The organism is Citrobacter portucalensis (assembly GCF_023374935.1).
Lineage (GTDB): Bacteria > Pseudomonadota > Gammaproteobacteria > Enterobacterales > Enterobacteriaceae > Citrobacter > Citrobacter portucalensis.
In genome coordinates, this window is the sequence record NZ_CP092466.1 from 4,091,611 (window position 1) to 4,112,395 (window position 20,785).

17 protein-coding genes are annotated in these 20,785 nt (G+C 51.6%); 4 read left to right on the forward strand and 13 right to left on the reverse strand.

The window, feature by feature from the left end; all coding sequences use genetic code 11:
* From skp to rpsB, 10 genes are all read right to left on the reverse strand, one after another.
* The gene (gene skp, locus LY264_RS19945; RefSeq protein WP_016151765.1) at nt 1-486 is read right to left on the reverse strand and encodes a molecular chaperone Skp; all 486 of its coding nucleotides are present in this window, start codon (nt 484-486) and stop codon (nt 1-3) included.
* Between the two features lie 122 nt (nt 487-608).
* Nucleotides 609-3,026, reverse strand: a complete 2,418-nt coding sequence (gene bamA / locus LY264_RS19950) for an outer membrane protein assembly factor BamA (RefSeq protein WP_048227061.1) — start codon at nt 3,024-3,026, stop codon at nt 609-611.
* Nucleotides 3,027-3,055: 29 nt separating this feature from the next.
* Entirely contained in the window at nt 3,056-4,408 is a 1,353-nt protein-coding gene (gene rseP, locus LY264_RS19955; protein ID WP_048227062.1) for a sigma E protease regulator RseP, read from the reverse strand.
* An 11-nt stretch (nt 4,409-4,419) separates the two neighbouring features.
* Nucleotides 4,420-5,277 carry a phosphatidate cytidylyltransferase gene (gene cdsA, locus LY264_RS19960; RefSeq protein WP_003829174.1) on the reverse strand — a complete coding sequence of 286 codons (858 nt, stop codon included), beginning with the start codon at nt 5,275-5,277 and terminating at the stop codon, nt 4,420-4,422.
* 12 nt (nt 5,278-5,289) lie between these two features.
* Complete coding sequence (gene ispU / locus LY264_RS19965; protein WP_008786266.1) at nt 5,290-6,048, reverse strand: (2E,6E)-farnesyl-diphosphate-specific ditrans,polycis-undecaprenyl-diphosphate synthase; 759 nt, start codon at nt 6,046-6,048, stop codon at nt 5,290-5,292.
* A 187-nt stretch (nt 6,049-6,235) separates the two neighbouring features.
* A complete protein-coding gene (gene ispC / locus LY264_RS19970) occupies nt 6,236-7,432 on the reverse strand; it encodes a 1-deoxy-D-xylulose-5-phosphate reductoisomerase (RefSeq protein WP_048227063.1) in 1,197 nt (398 codons plus the stop codon).
* 183 nt (nt 7,433-7,615) lie between these two features.
* Nucleotides 7,616-8,173 carry a ribosome recycling factor gene (gene frr / locus LY264_RS19975; RefSeq protein ID WP_003018547.1) on the reverse strand — a complete coding sequence of 186 codons (558 nt, stop codon included), beginning with the start codon at nt 8,171-8,173 and terminating at the stop codon, nt 7,616-7,618.
* Between the two features lie 139 nt (nt 8,174-8,312).
* Complete coding sequence (gene pyrH, locus LY264_RS19980) at nt 8,313-9,038, reverse strand: UMP kinase (protein WP_003018549.1); 726 nt, start codon at nt 9,036-9,038, stop codon at nt 8,313-8,315.
* Between the two features lie 145 nt (nt 9,039-9,183).
* The gene (tsf, locus tag LY264_RS19985; RefSeq protein ID WP_003018551.1) at nt 9,184-10,035 is read right to left on the reverse strand and encodes a translation elongation factor Ts; all 852 of its coding nucleotides are present in this window, start codon (nt 10,033-10,035) and stop codon (nt 9,184-9,186) included.
* 136 nt (nt 10,036-10,171) lie between these two features.
* The gene (rpsB, locus tag LY264_RS19990; protein WP_249457465.1) at nt 10,172-10,897 is read right to left on the reverse strand and encodes a 30S ribosomal protein S2; all 726 of its coding nucleotides are present in this window, start codon (nt 10,895-10,897) and stop codon (nt 10,172-10,174) included.
* 449 nt (nt 10,898-11,346) lie between these two features.
* On the opposite strand from rpsB, the gene map reads away from it, so the two are divergent.
* The 4 genes from map to LY264_RS20010 all read left to right on the forward strand — a co-directional run bounded on the left by map (nt 11,347) and on the right by LY264_RS20010 (nt 16,279).
* Nucleotides 11,347-12,141 carry a type I methionyl aminopeptidase gene (gene map, locus LY264_RS19995; protein ID WP_048227064.1) on the forward strand — a complete coding sequence of 265 codons (795 nt, stop codon included), beginning with the start codon at nt 11,347-11,349 and terminating at the stop codon, nt 12,139-12,141.
* Nucleotides 12,142-12,254: 113 nt separating this feature from the next.
* Entirely contained in the window at nt 12,255-14,927 is a 2,673-nt protein-coding gene (gene glnD, locus LY264_RS20000; RefSeq protein WP_048227065.1) for a bifunctional uridylyltransferase/uridylyl-removing protein GlnD, read from the forward strand.
* Nucleotides 14,928-14,958: 31 nt separating this feature from the next.
* Entirely contained in the window at nt 14,959-15,783 is an 825-nt protein-coding gene (dapD, locus tag LY264_RS20005) for a 2,3,4,5-tetrahydropyridine-2,6-dicarboxylate N-succinyltransferase (protein WP_003829186.1), read from the forward strand.
* A gap of 109 nt (nt 15,784-15,892) precedes the next feature.
* Entirely contained in the window at nt 15,893-16,279 is a 387-nt protein-coding gene (locus LY264_RS20010) for a DUF3461 family protein (RefSeq protein WP_005132126.1), read from the forward strand.
* 87 nt (nt 16,280-16,366) lie between these two features.
* Here the strand turns inward: LY264_RS20010 and cdaR are convergent, their stop codons facing one another.
* The 3 genes from cdaR to dgt form a co-directional block, all read right to left on the reverse strand.
* Nucleotides 16,367-17,524, reverse strand: coding sequence for a DNA-binding transcriptional regulator CdaR (gene cdaR, locus LY264_RS20015; RefSeq protein WP_003018564.1), 1,158 nt, complete (start codon nt 17,522-17,524; stop codon nt 16,367-16,369).
* Nucleotides 17,525-17,672: 148 nt separating this feature from the next.
* A complete protein-coding gene (gene degP, locus LY264_RS20020) occupies nt 17,673-19,106 on the reverse strand; it encodes a serine endoprotease DegP (protein WP_003829191.1) in 1,434 nt (477 codons plus the stop codon).
* Nucleotides 19,107-19,235: 129 nt separating this feature from the next.
* A complete protein-coding gene (dgt, locus tag LY264_RS20025; protein WP_048214893.1) occupies nt 19,236-20,753 on the reverse strand; it encodes a dGTPase in 1,518 nt (505 codons plus the stop codon).
* Nucleotides 20,754-20,785: the final 32 nt, after the last annotated feature.

The window sequence follows — 20,785 nt, forward strand, 5'->3', positions numbered from 1 at the left end:
TTATTTAACCTGTTTCAGTACGTCAGCGGTGATGTCTTTTACATCGCTGCTATTGTATGCAACGGTGTTTGCGTCAACGACCAGATCGATGCTCTGGCTGTTAGCAACAGATTTCACAGCTGTCTGGATACGAGTAACCAGTTTGCCACGTTCTTCGTTGGAACGACGTGCACGATCCTGCTCGAAAGCCTGAGCTTTCTGAGAGAAAGTCTGGCGCTGAGCCATGACGTCTTTTTCCAGCTTGGTACGATCGCTACCTGCTTTCATTGATTGCAGACGCTGCATTTTAGATTGCAGATCGGATTCCATACGCTGCAGTTCGCTGGCACGGCCTTTGAACTCGTTTTCCAGCGTAGCAGAAACACCCGTCTTCTGTGCAACCTGTTGGAACAGGCTACCCATGTTGACGATTGCAATTTTGTCAGCAGCCTGTGCGGACGTTGCCATCGCTAAACCGAGACCTGCAGCTAATAACCACTTTTTCACAATTAACTCCTTACCATCCCATTTGCACCCGAAGGTGCAGTTCTTTGCGTGGCCAGGCGATCCCATGCAAGATCGCCTAAAGTCATCGCTACACTACCACTACATTCCTTTGCGAAGAACAGTTACCAGGTTTTACCAATGTTAAACTGGAACTGTTCCGCTTTGTCTCCATCGTACTTCTTGAACGGCTGGGCGTAGGAGAAAACCAACGGCCCCAATGGGGACATCCATTGTAACGCGATACCTGCAGACATACGGATATTGCTCGGATCACCGTAATCTGGAACCCCAATAGCGCGAGTTTGATCGCTATCCTGCCAGTTAGTATCCCAAACGGTACCCATATCCCAGAAGAAGGAGGTACGGACCGAGTTAGCATACTTATCGCTGATAAACGGCGTCGGGGTAATAAATTCCAGGCTGGCTACGGCCATGGCGTTACCACCGACCGCATCGTCTGATTTACAGTACGAACCGTCTTTATTGGTACACTCTTCGTAGCTGTCAGGATCCCCTGCGTAAGCCCCAGGTTTATAGACCGCTTTCGGACCGATGGTATTAGACTGGAAGCCACGCACGGTGCTGGAGCCACCCGCATAGAAGTTCTCGTAGAACGGCAACTCTTTGCTGCCTATACCGTCTCCATAACCTACCTTGGTACGACCCAGGACGACCCATTTATGGTCATCATCGATCGGTACATAGGTCGCGGTATCCAACGTCGCTTTATAGTATTCGTTGTCAGAACCCGGAATGGTGACTTTGCCGTTCAGGTTGACGCGCGTACCTTCCGTTGGGAAGTAGCCACGGTCAAGCTTGTTATATGTCCAACCATAGTTAAAGGTGAAGTCATCCGCAGCAAAGCTGTTGGTATTGGTCTCACCCATTGACTCAAGATAACGATCCATCGCAACCTGCGGCTGCATATTGGACAGTTTGTTATGTACATAACCCAGGCCCGCACGCAACGTGTTGTATTCGTTGACCGGGAAGCCCAGCGTCACGTCTGTACCATAACTTTTGTTGGTATAGTCGGACAGGTCTGCATCATCCGCTTCAAAGTCGTTATAGAAGACGCGGCCACCAAGGCTCACACCATCAACGGTGAAGTACGGGTTAGTGACAGACAACTCAGTATAGGTTTGGTAGTCGTTTTTGGTGCCGTTAATCCCAACAGAATAACCGGTACCTAACCAGTTATCCTGCTGAACGCCAGCCTGGAAGCTCACGCCGCTCTCGGTACCGTAACCGACGCCGAAGTTAAAGCTACCGGTGTTACGCTCTTTAACCTTGTAGACAACATCAACCTGATCTGGACGGCCTGGAACACGCTGAGTATCAGTATCAACGGTTTCAAAGTAACCCAGACGGTTCAGACGCTCTTTACCCTGGTCGACCAAATCGCTGCCCAACCATGCGCCTTCCATCTGACGCATTTCGCGACGCAGAACGGAGTCTTTAGAAGTGTCATTACCTTCAAAACGGATCTTACGCACATAGAAACGGTTACCCGCATCCACGTTTACACGCAATTTAACGGTTTTGTCAGCGTCGTTGATTTCAGGCTGCGACTGTACGCGCGGATAGGCATAGCCATAGCGACCCAGAAGCTTCTTGATGTCATCTTCCATTTTGGTCACTTTGGTGCCGTTATAGAGTTCACCTGGCTCGATCTTCGTCAGGGTCTCAATTTCGGCGGAGTGCCCGGCCAGGTTACCGCTCACCTGAACCCCAGAAAGCTTGTACTGCTCGCCTTCAGTGATGTTAACGGTGATGTAGATGCCTTTTTTATCCGGCGTCAGGCTGACCTGAGTGGAATCAATATTGAAGCGAGCATAACCGCGATCCAGATAGTAGCTACGCAGGGTTTCAAGGTCGCCCGCCAGCTTCTGTTTCTGGTATTTACGATCGCCCACCACGTTCCACCACGGCACTTCGTCACGCAACTGGAAGTGAGAGATAAGTTCGTCAGTCGAGAAGGCATGGTTGCCGACGATATTGATCTGTTGGATCTTCGCCGAAACACCTTCCTGGAAGACCAGCTTGAGGTCAACGCGGTTACGCGGCAACGGCGTCACCACCGCTTTCACACTGGCGCTGTACTTACCGACGCTATAGTAGAAATCTTCCAGGCCCTTTTCGATATCGGCAAGCGTTGTGCGATCCAGAGACTCGCCAACACGCACGCCAGACGCCTCGAGGTTTTGCTTCAGCATGTCATCTTTCACCGATTTGTTACCGGAGAAAGTGATGCTGGCAATCGTCGGGCGTTCTTTTACCTGAACCAGAAGGGTATCACCATCGCGCAGGACGCGGACATCCTCAAAGTTTCCGGTGGCGAACAGAGCACGAATGGTATTACTGATGTCTTCATCATTAACCGTGTCGCCTGTGCGCACCGGCATACTGAGGAGAGCCGCACCAACGGCGACTCGCTGTAGGCCTTCGAAATGAATGTCCTTCACTACGAACCCTTCAGCACCGTATACGGTGGCGCTGCTAAACAGCAGCGACGCTATGAGCAACTTTTTCATCGCCATCGTTATTATGCGTTCTTCCTAACACTCTCTTACAACCGAGAGAAATCATTGAAAAGTGCAAGCCCCATTAACAACACCAGCAAGATAGAGCCAATGCGATAACTAAAGTCTTGAACCCGCTCGGATACCGGACCGCCCTTCAGCTTTTCAATCGCCAGGAACAGCAGATGCCCCCCGTCAAGAACGGGCAACGGAAACAGGTTGATTATCCCTAAGTTCACGCTGATAAGCGCAAGGAACATCAGGTAATAAATAATCCCGAACTCCGCTGACATCCCAGCCCCCTGGGCGATAGAAATCGGCCCACTGAGGTTGTTCAGTTTTACATCACCGGTAATCAATTTTCCCAGCATACTGACCGTCAGCTTCATCAACTGCCACGTTTTATCCGAGGCTTCGAGGATGGCGCTGAATGGTCCATACTGGCGTACAGTCTTATACTCATCAGGCAGAGGAATAACTTTAGGCACCACGCCCGCAAACCCTTCTGCCTTACCGTTAACCTGTTTTGAATCTGGGGTTAACGTTAAAGACAAGGAACTTCCTTGTCTTTCAATATCTAGCGCTAACGGCGTATCCGGATTATCGCGCACCAGCGTCACGAACGTCATCCATTGCGTCAGCGACTGACCATTGACTTTAACGATCCTGTCGCCAGCTTGCAAACCTGCCTTACTTGCAGCGGAATTAACCTGCACTTCTGACAGTACCGGTTCAATCTGCGGACCACGCGGACGCATGCCCAAACTAGAGACAGGATCCTCTTTGTCTGGCTCAAATGTCCAATGGCGTAAATCCAGCGTTTTGTCCTGTCGCTGGTTACTGCCAAATTGCGCCACGCTGAGGGTCGTATGCTCATCGCCAATTTTGGATACCAGTTGCAATCGCACGGCATCCCAATCAGGGGTTTCGATGCCATCAACCGCTTTTAGTTCCGTACCCGGCTGAATTTGCGCCTGTGCAGCAATCGAGTTGGGTGTTATTTCACCAATAACCGGACGAACGCCAGGGACACCAATGATAAACACCAGCCAATAAGCAAAAATAGCAAAAAGGAAGTTTGCAATCGGACCTGCGGCGATAATAGCAGCACGTTGTCCAACCGTTTTATTGTTGAAGGCGTAATGGCGCAATTCCGGTGCGACCGGTTCAGCGCGCTCATCCAGCATTTTGACGTAACCGCCGAGGGGAATCATGGCGATGACGTATTCCGTACCTGATTTATCGGTACGCCGCCAAAGCGCTTTTCCAAAGCCAATGGAAAAGCGTTCGACGCGGACTCCGCAGCGCCGCGCAACCCAGAAATGACCAAATTCATGCACGGTGATAAGCACACCAAGTGCGATGATGAATGCAGCCAAATTCCAGAGAATACTCAGCATAAGACCATCCGTTAGAGCGTCCTGAACACCAGTAACAACAGGCAGGCAAAGACCGGTACCGCAGCCGTCAGGCTATCAATACGATCCAGAATACCGCCGTGTCCTGGAATTAAGTGACCACTGTCCTTAATACCTGCTTCACGCTTAAACATACTCTCGGTCAGGTCACCCAGCACGGAGGCCAGGGCTGCAACGATGGAGCAAATGAGCAAGGTGACAGGCGCAACTTCAAGATTCGCCCACATGCCATAACCCCATGAGATCACGGCCGCAGTGGCGAGTCCGCCAATAAAACCCTGCCAGGTTTTACCAGGAGAAACCTTCGGTGCCAGCTTATGTTTGCCAAACAGCTTACCAAACATATACGCACCAGAGTCCGCTCCCCAAACGAGGATCATGACATACAGCAGCCATAGCGCGCCACTATAATGATTCTCATCATAGTGCCATGCACGTAGCGCCAGCATTCCCCAAAAGAACGGGACAATGGTTAACACGCCGAAAATTATGCGTAATGTTTTGGAATTACGCCAGACCGACGCAGAACCTGGGTAAAACAATACCAGTAACAGCGCTACGACCCACCAGCCCAGCGACGCCCACAGCGATACTTCAACCAGCGGTTGATGGATATCGCGATGGTATTCTGGCAGCAAAAATAGCATCAGTGCCAGCAATAGCCCGCACAAAACCGCCAGCCAGACTCGCTGCGTACGCGTGGTAAAACCGCTTAACTGTCCCCACTCCCAGGCGGCCAACATACAGACGACCAACGTAACAATGGCGAACCCCACCGGCGGCAGCAAAAACAGCGCCGCGATGACAACGGGTATTAAAACAAAAGCAGAAATCAGGCGATACTTCAGCAAAAGCGACCCCCATCAGGCTTTTTCATCACCGGGTTCGGTGCCGCCGAAACGACGCTCACGATTAGCAAAGGCATGCAGCGCACCTTCAAAGTCTTGTTCATCGAAATCGGGCCAGAGAACATCGGTAAAGTAAAGTTCGGCGTAGGCAATTTGCCACAACAGAAAATTACTAATTCGGTGCTCTCCCCCAGTCCTTATCACTAAATCCACAGGAGCCAGCTCATGCATACAAATTTGCTGCCCAAGCATCTCTTCATCAATTTGCTCAGGATGCAGCACACCGTCCTGCACCTGTTGTGCCAGTTGCCTGACTCCCTGGACAATATCCCACCGTCCACCGTAATTCGCTGCAATATTCAGCGTCAACCCGGTATTCTGGGCGGTAATCGCTTCTGATTTGCGAATCCGTTCTTGCAAACGTGAGTTAAATCGACTGATATCCCCGATAATACGCAGGCGTACGTTATGGCGATGTAGGTTTTTCACTTCGCTATCAAGTGCCCACACAAACAGTTCCATTAACGCGCTCACTTCCTGCGCAGGTCGGTTCCAGTTCTCACTGCTAAAGGCATACAGCGTTAACGCATCAATACCGTTATTTGCAGCAAAAGAGACAGCCCGGCGGACGGATTTTGCTCCAGCCTTATGCCCAAAGGCGCGAATCTTCCCTTGCTTTTTCGCCCAGCGGCCATTGCCATCCATGATAATTGCGACATGGCGACAACCATGTGCTGGCAAATTTTCGCTTAATGGTTTAGTTGCAGACAACATAACGCGTTATTAGTCCCTGAAAGGATTTACGGTACTCAGGAATACTGAAGCCTATCCACAAAAAAGCCGTGTCAAACCACGGCTTACCCGACCGAAAAAAAGCAAATACCCGCGATCGGGTGGCGCAGACTATATCACTGAAGCCCAACGCTAACAAATAGCACGATTCTCCGTAGAGGGATTATCATCAGCTTGAGAGTCGCATCACTTCTTTTCTGGCGACTTCCCGCGCGATGGCATCGACCTTCAACACGTCGTCAACGCTCTGCGGTTCCTGCAAATCCATCTTATCCAGTACAGATAAATTGAGATCGGCAATATCGGTAAATCGGATCTGCTGCGCCAGGAATGCGGCAACGGTAATTTCATTCGCGGCATTGAGTGCGGTCGTCGCCGCCTGACCTTGCTCAAACGCGTCCATCGCCAGTTTCAGGCACGGATAACGCTGGTAATCAGGTGCGGAAAACGTCAACGCACTGAGTTTGCAAAAGTCGACAGGCTTAACACCGGACGTCACACGTTCTGGCCATGCCATCGTATGGGCAATAGGTGTACGCATATCAGGTTCACCCAACTGCGCCAGAACACTACCATCCTGATAACGGACCATCGAATGAATAACCGACTGCGGATGAATCAGCACTTCCATCTGGCTTGCACTGGCATTAAATAACCAACGCGCTTCAATGTATTCCAGACCTTTGTTCATCATGGTGGCGGAATCGACAGAGATTTTTCGTCCCATCGACCAATTCGGATGACGGCATGCCTGATCGGGGGTCATAGAGACCAGATCGCGCAATGGCGTTTCACGGAATGGGCCACCAGACCCGGTAAGCAGAACTGACATGACGCCGTTTTGCTCAAGGTCAGCGTATCCCAGATTGTGTTGGATAGGTTGCGGTAAACTCTGAAAAATCGCGTTATGCTCGCTATCTACCGGCAAAAGCTGCGCTTTGTGGCGTTTCACGTCGTCCATAAACAGACGACCGCAGGTCACCAGCGATTCTTTATTCGCCAGTAAAATGCTTTTGCTCGCACGAATTGCCGCCAGCGTCGGCAGCAAACCCGCTGCGCCGACAATCGCCGCCATGACCTGATCAACATCATCCAGCGCAGCCATATCACAGGCAGCCTGCTGCCCGCTCATCACCTCGGTACGGCTACCCTGTGCCAAAAGAGTAGCTTTTACCTGTGCCGCGCTTTTTTCATCATCCATTACCGCATAGCGAGGCGCAAACTCCAGGCATTGCTCTACCATACGGGCAACATTTTTACCCGCCACCAACGCAGCAACACGAAATTTTTCCGGGTTATGGCGTACTACATCCAGCGTACTGCAACCAATGGAACCGGTTGATCCCAGGATGGTTAATTGCTTCATCGGACATCCAGAAGAATTTTACTCGTCATACTTCAAGTTGCATGTACGTTGGCTTTACTCGGCCTTTGGTGTCACCGCCTTCCTGCAACTTGAATTATTTAGAGTATGTAGACAGAAAAAAGCAAAACGCCGCCATCCAGCCTTCTCAGGCCTTCTAAGCGGCGTTTTTAGCGTACAGGCGAATCAGAACTGCATCAGTTCTGCTTCTTTCTCTGCCAGCGCCGCATCAACTTTCTTGATTGCTGCGTCAGTCAGTTTCTGTACGTCGTCCTGAGAACGGCGATCGTCATCTTCGCTGATCTCTTTTTCTTTCAACAACGCTTTCACTTTGTCGTTTGCATCGCGGCGTACGTTACGTACCGCAACACGCGCGCCTTCAGCTTCACCACGTACGATCTTGGTCAGATCTTTACGACGTTCTTCGGTCAGCGGCGGCAGCGGAACGCGGATGTCAGAGCCCGCAGAGCTTGGATTCAGACCGAGGTCGGAAGCCATGATTGCTTTCTCAACGGCTGGACCCATAGAACGGTCAAATACGTTGATTTTCAGGGTACGGGAATCTTCAACCGTTACGCTTGCCAGCTGGCGCAGCGGAGTCGGCGTGCCGTAATATTCCACGACAATACCATCCAGCAGGCTAGGAGAAGCACGACCCGTGCGAATTTTGCTGATTTGGTTTTTGAACGCTTCGACGCATTTGTCCATGCGTACTTCAGCATCTTTTCTGATATCGTTGATCACGTTACGAATCCTTGAAAGCTTGTTTCAGTCAGACCATACCCGCCACGCAAGATGTGACAAGTATAGTCTTGATTAATTTTGAGGGACGTATCCCGCGACATTAAAGCGGAATATTACCTGCATTTAGCCGCAACGGGAATTATTCCGTGATTAACGTGCCTTCTTTTTCACCCATAACAACACGGCGCAGTGCACCTGGTTTGTTCATGTTAAAGACACGAATCGGTAATTTGTGGTCACGAGCCAGCGTGAACGCGGCAAGATCCATTACTTTCAGCTCTTTATCCAGTACTTCAGTGTAGGTCAACTGTTCGTACATAGTCGCCGTTGGATCTTTAGCCGGGTCGGCAGTAAATACGCCATCGACTTTGGTGGCTTTCAGAACCACATCCGCTTCAATTTCAATACCGCGCAGGCAGGCTGCAGAATCGGTGGTGAAGAACGGATTGCCGGTACCCGCAGACAAAATAACAACGCGGTTGTTACGCAGCAGGCTGATAGCTTCGGCCCAGCTGTAGTTATCACACACGCCGTTCAGAGGAATTGCGGACATCAAGCGAGCGTTCACATAGGCGCGGTGAAGCGCATCGCGCATCGCCAGACCGTTCATTACGGTGGCTAACATGCCCATGTGGTCGCCCACAACGCGGTTCATCCCCGCTTTCGCCAGACCAGCGCCACGGAACAGGTTACCACCACCAATCACTACGCCAACCTGAATACCCAGCTCAACCAGCTCTTTGATTTCCTGAGCCATGCGGTCGAGGATGCTTGCATCAATACCGAAGCCTTCTGAACCTTGCAGAGCTTCGCCACTTAACTTAAGCAGAATACGTTTGTAGACGGGTTTTGCATTGGTAGCCATGTTTCTTTCCTGAGACTGTCAACGAATGAGATGAGTTAATTCCGGCGACATTGTATGTCGCTTTTCAGCATGACCACTATAGCGGTTCGCTGAATTTACAAGCCAGACACAAAAAGAAGCCGCCCTCAGGCGGCTCCTTTAAAAATTAAGACTGCTTGGACATCGCAGCAACTTCTGCTGCAAAGTCAGTCTCAACTTTCTCGATGCCTTCACCCACTTCAAAGCGGATGAAACCAGTTACGTCAGCGTTATGCTCTTTCAGCAGCTGACCAACAGATTTGCTCGGTTCCATGACGAAAGGCTGACCGGTCAGAGAAACTTCGCCGGTGAATTTCTTCATGCGGCCTTCAACCATTTTCTCTGCGATTTCTTTCGGCTTGCCAGACTGCATAGCGATGTCCAGCTGAACCTGGTATTCTTTTTCTACCACTTCAGCGGAAACGTCTTCCGGCTTAACGAATTCTGGTTTGCTTGCAGCAACGTGCATTGCCAGCTGTTTAACCAGTTCTTCGTCAGCGCCAGTTGCAGCAACCAGAACACCGATACGAGCACCGTGCTGGTAGTTACCCAGAACTTCGCCTTCCAGGGAAGCAACGCGACGGATGTTGATGTTCTCACCGATTTTAGCAACCAGAGCAACACGTTCTTCTTCGAACTGTGCTTTCAGAACTTCAACGTCAGTGATTTTGCCAGCAACGGCAGCGTCCAGTACTTTGTCAGCAAATGCCTGGAAACCAGCATCTTTAGCAACGAAGTCAGTCTGGCAGTTAACTTCCAGAATGAAAGCGATGTTGCCGTCGATTTTGGTTTTGATTACGCCGTCAGCAGCAACGTTGCCTGCTTTTTTCGCCGCTTTGATTGCACCGGACTTACGCATGTTTTCGATTGCCAGCTCGATGTCGCCATTAGCTTCAGTCAGTGCTTTTTTGCAATCCATCATGCCTGCGCCAGTACGCTCACGCAGCTCTTTTACCAGGGATGCGGTAATTTCAGCCATTCTAAAATCCTCGGAAGATTTGATCTGCCCGGCATGAAACCGCACAGATTTAAAAGTGAAAAAGGGGGCCATATACAGGCCCCCTAACCAAACGTGATACTACCTGGTCTATAAGGGCTCTAACGAGCGTGCCTTATTATTCAGCTTCTACGAAGCTTTCTTCCGCCTGGGAAGCCAGATCCTGAGAACGGCCTTCACGAACGGTAGTAGCTACAGCGCCCAGGTACAGGGTCACAGCACGGATTGCGTCGTCGTTACCCGGGATAACGAAGTCAACACCGTCCGGATCAGAGTTGGTATCAACGATAGCAAATACTGGGATACCCAGGTTGTTTGCTTCTTTGATAGCAATGTGCTCGTGGTCAGCATCGATTACGAACAGAGCGTCCGGCAGACCGCCCATGTCTTTGATACCGCCCAGGCTGTTTTCCAGTTTCTCAAGCTCACGAGTACGCATCAGCGCTTCTTTCTTGGTCAGCTTTTCGAAAGTACCGTCCTGAGACTGAGTTTCCAGATCTTTCAGACGTTTGATGGACTGACGAACGGTTTTCCAGTTAGTCAGCATACCGCCCAGCCAGCGATGGTTCACGAAGAACTGGTCGCAGCTGTTAGCAGCTTCTTTCACCGCTTCGCTTGCAGCGCGTTTAGTACCAACGAAAAGGATTTTACCTTTACGAGAAGAGATCTTGTTCAGTTCAGCCAGAGCTTCGTTGAACATCGGTACAGTTTTCTCAAGGTTGATGATGTGAACTTTGTTACGCGCACCGAAGATGAACGGCTTCATTTTCGGGTTCCAGTAACGGGTCTGGTGACCGAAGTGAACACCAGCCTTGAGCATGTCGCGCATGGAAACAGTTGCCATGATTAAAACCTCTATATATAAAAGTTGGGGTTAAGCCTCCACGCATCCCATATTACCGACCCCAAAGGGCACCCCGGAATATGTGCCGATACGTGTGTGTTGTTACACAAAGTGAGATTTGTCGCTCCCGTCCATCGTGTGTAGTCTTCGAATGGATCGGAAGTCCGGCGCGCTTTATACCACAAATACGCCACCGACACCAATAATTGTTGGCGGACTGTGCTGAATGAACGATGAATTTCGTGTTACAGGAAGGCGGCAAATTTTTGAATCCCCGGGAGCTTACAACCAGTAAGTGACTGGGGTGAAAAAATGTAGCCAACGCATCTGTGGCACGAAAGGCGAAGTTCAGAATGATTCTCAATTTGGCAGCATGTATGCGGGACTGATACCATTGACAGCACTTACACAATTATTGTCGAAATAATCGACACTGATGGACAGAATTCATGGCTATCTCAATCAAGACCCCTGAAGAAATCGAAAAAATGCGCGTCGCTGGCCGCCTGGCCGCTGATGTACTGGAAATGATCGAACCGTTTGTTAAACCGGGCGTCAGCACCGGCGAGCTGGATCGCCTCTGTAATGACTACATCGTGAATGAGCAGCAGGCCATTTCCGCCTGCCTGGGCTATCACGGCTATCCGAAATCCGTATGTATCTCTATTAATGAAGTGGTGTGTCACGGGATCCCGGACGACGCGAAGCACCTGAAAGATGGTGATATCGTTAACATCGACGTGACCGTGATTAAAGACGAGTACCACGGCGATACCTCCAAGATGTTTATCGTCGGCAAACCTACTATTCTGGGCGAGCGTTTGTGCCGCGTCACACAGGAAAGCCTGTATCTGGCGCTGCGGATGGTAAAACCGGGCATTCGCCTGCGCACGCTGGGCGCTGCGATTCAGAAATACGCGGAAGGCGAAGGTTTCTCTGTTGTTCGTGAATACTGCGGTCACGGTATCGGTCGCGGCTTCCATGAAGAGCCACAGGTTCTGCACTACGATGCAGACGACGGTGGTGTGGTACTGCAGCCTGGCATGACGTTCACCATAGAACCGATGCTGAATGCCGGTGATTACCGCATCCGCACCATGAAAGACGGCTGGACAGTGAAAACCAAAGACCGGAGCTTGTCTGCACAGTACGAGCATACTATTGTAGTGACGGAAAACGGCTGTGAAATTCTGACGTTACGCAAGGATGACACCATCCCAGCGATCATCACACACGGCGAATAATGTTTTGCCTGATGGCGATGCATTCGCATCTTATCAGGCCTACAAATTGTACTACTTAGTAGGCCGGATAAGGCGTTCACGCCATCATCCGGCTTTTTAATGGGTGGCGCATAATGAATACTCTTCCTGAACAGCACGCAAATACTGCCCTCCCCACCCTGCCTGGCCAACCGCAAAACCCAGGGACATGGCCACAGCAAGATCTCAACTGCTCCGGCATTAAAGCGCATATCGACACCTTCCAGAACTGGTTAGGCGAAGCGTTTGACAGTGGAATTTCCGCAGAACAGCTCATTGAGGCCCGTACCGAATTTATTGACCAGTTGCTACAACGCCTGTGGATTGAAGCCGGTTTTGGCCAAATTGCCGACCTGGCGCTGGTTGCCGTTGGGGGTTACGGGCGCGGCGAACTGCACCCGCTTTCCGATATCGACCTGTTGATCCTCAGCCGTAAAAAGCTGCCTGACACGCAGGCCGAAAAAGTCGGTGAGCTGTTAACGCTGCTATGGGACGTGAGGCTGGAGGTTGGGCATAGCGTGCGTACGCTGGAAGAGTGTCTGCTGGAAGGATTGTCAGATTTAACCGTCGCCACCAACCTGATTGAAACTCGCCTGCTGATCGGCGATGTGGCGCTGTTTCTGGAGCTGCAAAAGCATATTTTTAGCGAAGGTTTCTGGCCTTCCGACAAGTTTTACGCAGCCAAAGTGGAAGAGCAGAATCAGCGCCACCAGCGCTATCACGGCACTAGCTACAACCTGGAGCCGGATATCAAAAGCAGTCCCGGCGGCCTGCGCGATATCCATACCCTGCAATGGGTGGCCCGCCGCCATTTTGGCGCCACCTCACTGGACGAAATGGTCGGCTTCGGCTTTTTGACACTGGCTGAACGCGCCGAGCTGAATGAATGTTTGCATATCCTGTGGCGGATTCGCTTCGCCCTGCATCTGGTCGTTAGTCGTTACGACAACCGCCTGCTGTTTGACCGCCAGCTCAGCGTGGCGCAAAGGCTAAACTACGGCGGCGAAGGCAACGAGCCTATCGAGCGGATGATGAAAGACTATTTCCGCGTCACCCGACGGGTCAGCGAACTGAATCACATGCTGTTGCAACTGTTCGACGAGGCGATCCTCGCCATGCCCGCCGATGAAAAACCGCGTCCGATTGATGACGACTTTCAACTGCGCGGCACGTTGATCGATCTGCGCAACGACGACCTGTTTATCCGTAAACCCGAAGCGATACTGCGGATGTTTTACATCATGGTGCGTAACAGCGCAATCAGCGGGATTTACTCCACCACGCTGCGCCATCTGCGCCATGCCCGTCGTCATTTAACGCAGCCGTTATGCTATATCCCGGAAGCGCGATCGCTGTTTCTCAGTATGTTGCGTCATCCGGGTGCGGTGAGCCGCGGTCTGCTGCCAATGCATCGCCACAGCGTGTTGTGGGCTTATATGCCGCAATGGTCGCATATAGTCGGCCAAATGCAGTTTGACCTGTTTCATGCCTATACGGTGGATGAACACACCATCCGCGTAATGCTCAAGCTGGAAAGTTTTGCCAACGAAGAGACCCGTCAGCGCCATCCGCTATGCGTGGATCTATGGCCGCGTCTGCGACAGCCGGAGTTGATTCTGATTGCCGCGCTGTTCCACGATATCGCCAAAGGTCGCGGCGGCGATCACTCGGTGCTCGGCGCTCAGGACGTGCTCAAGTTCGCCGAACTGCACGGCCTGAATTCCCGCGAAACGCAGTTGATCGTGTGGCTGGTGCGCCAGCATTTGCTGATGTCGGTGACCGCTCAGCGCCGCGATATTCAGGATCCCGAAGTGATCAAGCAATTCGCCGAAGAGGTACAAACGGAACACCGTCTGCGCTTTTTGGTGTGTCTGACCGTCGCGGATATTTGCGCCACCAACGAAACGCTGTGGAATAGCTGGAAGCAAAGCCTGCTACGCGAGCTGTACTTCGCGACGGAAAAACAACTCCGTCGTGGCATGCAAAATACGCCGGATATGCGCGAGCGCGTACGCCACCATCAGCTTCAGGCGCTGGCGCTACTGCGAATGGACAGCATTGATGAAGAAGCGTTGCACCACATCTGGTCACGCTGTCGCGCCAACTACTTCGTGCGTCACAGCCCAAATCAGCTGGCCTGGCATGCGCGCCATCTGCTGCAACACGATCTCAGCAAGCCGCTGATCCTGCTCAGCCCACAGGCCACGCGCGGCGGGACAGAAATTTTCATCTGGAGCCCTGACCGCCCTTACCTGTTTGCCGCCGTCTGCGCCGAACTGGACAGGCGTAATCTTAGCGTCCACGATGCGCAGATTTTCACTACCCGCGATGGGATGGCGATGGATACGTTCATCGTGCTGGAACCGGACGGCAGCCCGCTGTCTTCAGACCGACATGAAGCGATCCGTTTTGGACTGGAACAGGCCATCACGCAGCGCAGTTGGCAGCCACCGCAACCGCGTCGCCAGCCGGCAAAATTACGCCACTTTACCGTCGATACTGAGGTCACCTTTTTGCCGACCCATACCGACCGAAAATCATTCCTGGAGCTTATCGCTCTCGACCAGCCCGGCCTGCTGGCGCGGGTCGGGCAGATTTTTGCCGATCTGGGAATTTCGCTGCATGGCGCCCGAATTACAACCATTGGCGAGCGAGTAGAAGATTTATTCATAATCGCCACCGCCGACCGGCGCGCCCTTAATAATGAGCTGCAGCAGGAAGTGCATCAACGGTTGACAGAGGCCCTCAATCCAAACGATAAAGGGTGATGTTTTTATTTATTATGGAAAGAGTTTAACAATGCAGCAGTTACAGAACGTTATTGAGTCCGCTTTCGAGCGCCGTGCCGACATTACTCCGGCAAATGTAGATACCGTAACCCGCGAAGCGGTGAATCAGGTTATTTCTTTACTGGATTCCGGTGCACTGCGCGTCGCAGAGAAGATTGAGGGTCAGTGGGTCACGCATCAGTGGCTGAAAAAGGCGGTCCTGCTCTCTTTCCGTATTAACGATAATCAGGTCATCGAAGGTGCGGAAAGCCGTTACTTCGATAAAGTACCGATGAAATTCGCCAACTACGACGAAGCGCGCTTCCAGAAGGAAGGTTTCCGCGTGGTTCCGCCTGCGGCCGTGCGTCAGGGTGCGTTTATCGCCCGTAACACCGTGCTGATGCCATCTTACGTAAACATCGGCGCTTATGTTGATGAAGGTACGATGGTTGATACCTGGGCAACAGTCGGTTCCTGTGCGCAAATCGGTAAAAACGTACACCTGTCCGGCGGCGTTGGCATCGGCGGCGTACTGGAGCCGTTGCAGGCTAACCCGACCATCATCGAAGACAACTGCTTCATCGGCGCACGCTCTGAAGTGGTTGAAGGCGTGATCGTCGAAGAAGGTTCTGTTATCTCCATGGGCGTGTACATCGGTCAGAGCACCCGTATTTACGATCGCGAAACTGGCGAAGTGCATTATGGTCGCGTTCCGGCTGGCTCCGTGGTCGTCTCCGGCAACCTGCCGTCGAAAGATGGCAAATACAGCCTGTACTGCGCGGTGATTGTGAAGAAAGTCGATGCCAAAACGCGTGGCAAAGTGGGAATCAACGAACTGTTGCGCACTATCGACTAACAGCGGTTTGAAAAAGCGGGCTTAGCCCGCTTTTTTTACATCTGCGAGTGGCATAAACAAGGCTTTTCGTTAATTATTCAATGGTTATAGTGAGCTTAAGGGTACCGCTATGTATGACAATCTGAAAAGTCTGGGCATTACTAATCCTGAAGAAATCGATCGTTACAGCCTGCGGCAAGAAGCCAACAACGATATCCTGAAAATCTATTTCCAAAAGGATAAAGGCGAGTTTTTTGCCAAGAGCGTGAAGTTCAAATATCCCCGTCAGCGCAAAACGGTGGTAGCTGATGGCATCGGCCAGGGTTACAAAGAAGTGCAGGAGATCAGTCCCAACCTGCGCTATGTGATCGATGAACTGGATCAGATCTGCCAGCGCGATCGCAGCGAAGTCGATCTTAAACGCAAGATCCTTGATGATTTACGCCATCTCGAAAGCGTCGTGACCAACAAGATCAGCGAAATTGAAGCCGATCTGGAAAAACTGACGCGTAAATAACCGCACGTGAATGTATTCGTAGGCCGGGTAAGGCGAAGCCGCCACCCGGCATTTTGCCTGATAAGCGTAGCGCCATCAGGCAATTAATCAATGCTGCTCATCTAACTGTAACGCCACATACAGCAGCAGTCGGTCGTCAAAATTCCCCAGATCCAGCCCGGTCAGTTCTGAAATACGATTCAGGCGATATTCCAGCGTATTACGATGAATAAACAGTGCCTTTGAGGTCGCCAGCGGCTGGACGTTATGACGAAACCATGCCGCCAATGTCCGACGCAGCAACCCATTGTTATCCATCGCTTTCAGCCTCACCAACGGACGCGCCAGCTCATTGGCCTGCCAGCCGCCGCGCAGGCTGTCCAGCAGTACTGGCAGCATCAAATCCTGATAGAAATAGCTACGGCTTTCCGGCATACGCTGTTTACCGACCATCATGGTGGTGCGCGCCGTACGATACGAACGGGCAATGCTACCAGGCCCGGTAAAATAGTTGCCCAGCGACACGCGAAAACGCAGCTGTCCGTTCTCTTTCATGCGGGCAATAAGCTGCTCAACGCGCTTGCGATGATCTTCAGCGTCCCAGCGGCCAAACTGATTGAGCGCGGGTTTCAGTACCACCATCTCAGTCAGGGAAACAATCGCAATCAGATTATTACGCTCTGGCGTGGTCAACGCATTCTGTAATTGCTGTAGTTCAGCCATCGCGCTGTCAACACCAAGCTGACCGCTGTCGACCTCCACTACCGCCACCACGCGCGGCTGGTTCAGATCAATGCCCAGGCGCTGGGCCCATTCCATCAGCGCTGGCGTATTCTCTTCCGCCTGAATCAGGTTCATCACCAGCTCTTCACGCAGACGGCTATCCTGCGCTAACAGATGCATCAAGCGCGACTGTTCCAGCATCATTTCGGCGGTCATGCACACTAACTCGCCGTATTTGCGCAGATGCTCCGGTTCGCCGGTAAGACCGATAACGCCAACGATTTCGCCTTCCAGACGCAGCGGCAGGTTTATCCCCTGACGCACACCGTGTAAATGCCGGGCCACCGCATCGTCGATATCGACCACCCGACCTTGCGAAAGTACCAGCAGCGCCCCTTCGTGCAATTCACCAATACGTTCGCGATCGCCGCTGCCGATTATCCGCCCACGGGCATCCATTACGTTGATATTGGTATCAATGATGCGCATGGTGCGCGCCACGATATCCTGCGCCATTTTGGTATCAAGATGCCAGCCAGCCATAAACCCCTCCTGTGAGCAGAGCTCAAGCATAGGGAAGATAATAAGCGGCGACATTGTGCAAATGCACAAAGCGGAAGGGAGAAGTATGGAGTTGTGGGAAGTATCACAAAAAGAAACCCCTTCCTGTGCAGGAAGGGGTTGAGGGAGATTACTGCATCAACAGATAGATGGAGCTGTCACCACGCTGAATGTTCAGCGCCAGTACGGCTGGTTTGCTGTCGAGGATTTTGCGCAGTTCAGCGATGTTTTTCACCGGCTGCTGGTTCGCACCGATAATCACATCCCCTTTCTTCAGGCCAATCTGTGCAGCCGGAGAATTCGGTTTCACGTCGCTTACCACGACACCTTTGTCCTGTCCTTTATTGCTCATATCGGCACCTTCAATGCCTTTAAAGATAGAGCTGGAGTCAACCTGAGTCTGGCTGCTCTGCTGCAATTCCAGGTTCACGGTGACCGGCTTACCGTCACGCAGCAGACCCAGGGTGATTTTGCTGCCAACCGGCATCGTACCGACCTGCGCACGCAGGGCGGCGAAGCTGCTAATAGGTTTGCCGTTCAGGGAGGTAATCACATCCCCAGCTTTAATCCCCGCTTTCGCTGCAGAAGAGTTCGGCATCACCTGGCTGACGAATGCGCCACGCTGGGCGTCAACTTTCATCGCTTTCGCCAGCTCAGAGCTCAGTTCGGTACCCATAATGCCCAGTTCGCCGCGTTTAACCTGGCCGAACTCAACCATCTGTGAAGTCAGGTTTTTCACCATGTTGCTTGGGATCGCAAAACCGATACCGATGTTACCGCCGTCCGGCGCGAGGATCGCGGTGTTAATGCCGATCAGCTCACCGTTCAGGTTGACCAGCGCACCACCGGAGTTACCCCGGTTGATCGCAGCATCCGTCTGGATAAAGTTCTCGTAGTTTTCCGCATTCAGGCCGCTACGGCCCAGTGCAGAAACGATACCGGAAGTCACCGTTTCACCGAGGCCAAACGGGTTACCAATTGCCACGGTGTAATCACCCACGCGCAGCGCATCGGAATCTGCCAGCTTAATCGCCGTCAGGTTTTTCGGATCCTGAATTTGGATCAGCGCGATATCGGAGCGCGGATCTTTACCCACGATCTTCGCGTCAAATTTACGACCATCGCTCAACTGAACTTTAATCACCGTGGCGTTATCTACCACGTGGTTATTGGTCACGACATACCCTTTCGCGGCATCAATAATTACGCCGGAACCGAGTGCCATAAATTTCTGCTGCTGGCCGCCGCCATTGTCAGCGCCCGGTGCGCCGCCCTGGCAGAACGGCGAACTCTGGAACGGAGAACCGTCCTGGCAGAACGGTGAATTATCACCGAAGAACTGCTGGAAATTACGCGGCATGCGCGGCGTATTTACCGTCGTGCTCCCCTCGACGTTAATACTTACCACCGATGGCATCACTTTTTCGAGCATCGGGGCCAAGCTTGGCATCTGTTGGGCGGTCATTGCTGAAGACGACGTCTCAGCCGCTGTAGCAGACAGGGGGGACAACGCCAAACCTAAACTCAGAGCCAGTGCACTCATTGCTAATGTGGTTTTTTTCATGTGTTTCGTTCTCGATTAACAGGTAACGCAAAATTGCTGTATACGTCAGAGTCGTTTTATAGCGCTAAGTTCCAGAATTAAGTTTAAGGAAAAAGTAAAATTTTATTGTCCGTCTTTACAAATGAGTATTTATTGTTCTACGGCCATCAAGCGACGATATTCATCCCAGGCATACAAATCCGTCATCCCGCTGATATAATCCTGGATCAACCGGCAGCGATAATAATATTCCAGAACCGAATACTCGGCGCACCCCGTCGATATTTTACTAACCGCCTCAACATACGCAAGACGATGGCGGGTAGACAACTTCTGAAATAAACGGGACTCGATAGGAAAACGTTTTACTCTTTCATTGTCGACCAGTTCAGAAAAATCTGACTGAGACATTTTTAATAACGGCTGATAGATCTCCAGCAACCCGCTGATCACCCGATAGCCCTGTAATTCCAGTTGTTCAACATCCGGATGGCTAAACACATGTTTTACTGCCACATTTTTATAAACGCCCAGTAGCTGGCTGAAGCTACTGGCATCTTCTAGCAGCGCATGATTAAAGCTGCCTTCATAAATCTGCGGCAAATTATCAATAAACCGCTGGGCCGCATACGGCACCAGTTTATTCAGCGTATTGACGCGTAAATACATAAAGAACTGATCTTCGGTACTCCGGCTTAATGTATTTGAACGTGATTTTTCCCAGGCGTTCTCAACAACCTGGATAAACAGGGAACCTTTTTCATGTTGCCCCCACGCCTCATGCAGATGGTGATAAAGCTGCTCGACGCTAAAGATTCTTTTCTCAACGGCATCTTCCAGATCCGCTACGCAATAAGAGATATCATCGGCAGCTTCCATAATCCAGGTTAATGGAAAGCGACTGTAAGGCGCTAATGATAATTCTTTACGCAACCGCTCAATATACGGTTCTTCAGAAAGGTAATAACCCGGCTTCTTCATTAAATAATTGTGTGTTTCGGGTGCACTGCCGCGCCACCACGCTGGACGGGTATATTTTAAAATACCGCCAACCTGCGCCCAGGTAAGGTTCATACGCATCAACGTATGCACAAGGCGAATACCCTGCGCATTGCCTTCAAAATGGCACAGGTCCTGGCGTACCTTACGGCGAATATCATTCAGCGACTCCTCGCCTTCACGCAACCGTAATGCCGCCACCTGGCAGCGGTCATCACTTAGGGGCTGACTTTCTGCGTCTGCGGGATACAGCCGCTGGCGGAACCAGTCATTAATCGCCGCTTCCCCAAAATGGCCAAACGGCGGATTGCCAATGTCATGCATCAGGCAGGACATTTCGACAATACTTTCAAACGGTCCCGTCAGTTCATCCAGGCCATACTGCTCCAGCAACTTTTGCTCTTTTAGTCGGCTGAGGATCTCTTTCGCGATATAGCGGCCAACCTGCTGAACTTCCATTGAGTGCGTTAAACGCGTGCGCACCGCCGCATTACGTTCCAGCGGAAAGACCTGGGTCTTTTGTTGCAGTCGGCGAATTGCCGGTGAATTGATAATACGTCCGCGATCGCTTTCGAAAATACGCAGGATCTCATGCTCAGTCTTCACGCCCTGCGGCGAACGGTAACGACGATGCCAGTTTATTTTTTTTCGGAAATCGATCTGTGCCATGTCCTCTCCCGCCTGAGAAATGCGCTACCCCT

Coding starts and splice junctions, on each gene's coding strand:
- dgt (WP_048214893.1), bottom strand. CDS start 20,753: ATGGCACAGATCGATTTCCGAAAAAAAATAAACTGGCATCGTCGTTAC.
- dapD (WP_003829186.1), top strand. CDS start 14,959: ATGCAGCAGTTACAGAACGTTATTGAGTCCGCTTTCGAGCGCCGTGCC.
- ispC (WP_048227063.1), bottom strand. CDS start 7,432: ATGAAGCAATTAACCATCCTGGGATCAACCGGTTCCATTGGTTGCAGT.
- map (WP_048227064.1), top strand. CDS start 11,347: ATGGCTATCTCAATCAAGACCCCTGAAGAAATCGAAAAAATGCGCGTC.
- tsf (WP_003018551.1), bottom strand. CDS start 10,035: ATGGCTGAAATTACCGCATCCCTGGTAAAAGAGCTGCGTGAGCGTACT.
- ispU (WP_008786266.1), bottom strand. CDS start 6,048: ATGTTGTCTGCAACTAAACCATTAAGCGAAAATTTGCCAGCACATGGT.
- bamA (WP_048227061.1), bottom strand. CDS start 3,026: ATGGCGATGAAAAAGTTGCTCATAGCGTCGCTGCTGTTTAGCAGCGCC.
- pyrH (WP_003018549.1), bottom strand. CDS start 9,038: ATGGCTACCAATGCAAAACCCGTCTACAAACGTATTCTGCTTAAGTTA.
- LY264_RS20010 (WP_005132126.1), top strand. CDS start 15,893: ATGTATGACAATCTGAAAAGTCTGGGCATTACTAATCCTGAAGAAATC.
- rpsB (WP_249457465.1), bottom strand. CDS start 10,897: ATGGCAACTGTTTCCATGCGCGACATGCTCAAGGCTGGTGTTCACTTC.
- rseP (WP_048227062.1), bottom strand. CDS start 4,408: ATGCTGAGTATTCTCTGGAATTTGGCTGCATTCATCATCGCACTTGGT.
- degP (WP_003829191.1), bottom strand. CDS start 19,106: ATGAAAAAAACCACATTAGCAATGAGTGCACTGGCTCTGAGTTTAGGT.
- cdaR (WP_003018564.1), bottom strand. CDS start 17,524: ATGGCTGGCTGGCATCTTGATACCAAAATGGCGCAGGATATCGTGGCG.
- glnD (WP_048227065.1), top strand. CDS start 12,255: ATGAATACTCTTCCTGAACAGCACGCAAATACTGCCCTCCCCACCCTG.